Consider the following 1,169-nt stretch of genomic DNA (forward strand, 5'->3'; position numbering starts at 1 on the left):
TTTGTCGAAGTGACTTTCGGTAATGACAATGACATCCGCTTGTCGCTGTCGAAGGAAGAAAACGTACTGCTTGTCGGCGGCAGGGCTTATCTGCCGGCAGAAGATTTCGTGCTTGCCGAGTTCTTCGACCGCTATGTAAAAATGGCGTTTATAGACTATTCTGCCATCAAGGAAACCGCACCCCGTAAAGAGGAAGACAAACGGCCGCCACTGCCGGAAGGCTATCTGGAAAAACTTCAGCAAGTGCGTTACAGTGACCATACCGTAAGGGTATATACCTCCTATTTCCGCGATTTCCAACAGCATTTCGAGGGGCGTAAGATTGAAACGGTTACTCCCGGCGAGATAAACGACTACCTGCTGTATCTCATCCACGAGAAAAACATATCCTCCTGCCAGCAAAACCAGCGTATCAACGCCATCAAGTTCTATTACGAGAAAGTTCTCGGTCAGGAACGGCGGTGTTACAAGGTGAACCGTGCCAAACGGGAGAAGACGCTGCCCGACGTGTTGAGCAAGGAGGAAATAAAGAAAATACTCGACGTGACGGTGACAGACCTGCGTTTCTTCTGTATGTTCTCCATACTCTATTCCGCAGGGTTGCGCATCAGCGAACTGCTGGAACTGAAACCCGGCGACATCAACGAATCCCGCTCCCTGATACGGGTGCGGCAGGGTAAAGGGAAAAAAGACCGCTACACCCTGCTGTCAAGACCGTTGATGAAAAAGCTGACGGAATATAACAGACTATACAAACCGAAAGTGTGGCTTTTTGAACACAGACCGGGAGAACCTTTCACCGAGAGTATCGTGTCGAAACGGCTGAAGGCAGCGGCCCGGGAAGCGGGAATCACGAAACGGATTTATCCGCACCTGCTGCGCCATTCGTTCGCCACTCACCTGCTGGAGCAGGGAACCGACATCAAGATAGTGAAAGAGCTTATGGGACATAACAATATCAAGACGACAGAAAGGTATGTCCACATAGCCGACACTTTCAAAAGCAATATCAAAAGCCCGTTGGACGATCTGTTGATGGAGGAAGACGAGGTCTGATACTTAAAGAAAATAACAGCCAAATCGGCTGATAGTATAACATTCAAGACAATAAACAACTAATAATCAAATGATTAGATATTAAATAGAGTAAAAAAGGACTTGTGTGCGAG

Annotated in this window: 1 protein-coding gene; it reads left to right on the plus strand. The window is 47.9% G+C overall.

Annotated features, from left to right (window positions below; all coding sequences use genetic code 11):
- Nucleotides 1-1,056, plus strand: a 1,056-nt coding sequence (locus tag ABUA47_RS24885; RefSeq protein WP_349832306.1) for a site-specific integrase, incomplete at its 5' end; no start/stop codon positions are given.
- Between the last annotated feature and the right edge of the window lie 113 nt (nucleotides 1,057-1,169).

This window comes from Bacteroides sp. RTP31139st1_H2_RTP31139_211217, assembly GCF_040227615.1.
Classification (GTDB): Bacteria; Bacteroidota; Bacteroidia; order Bacteroidales; family Bacteroidaceae; genus Bacteroides; species Bacteroides uniformis.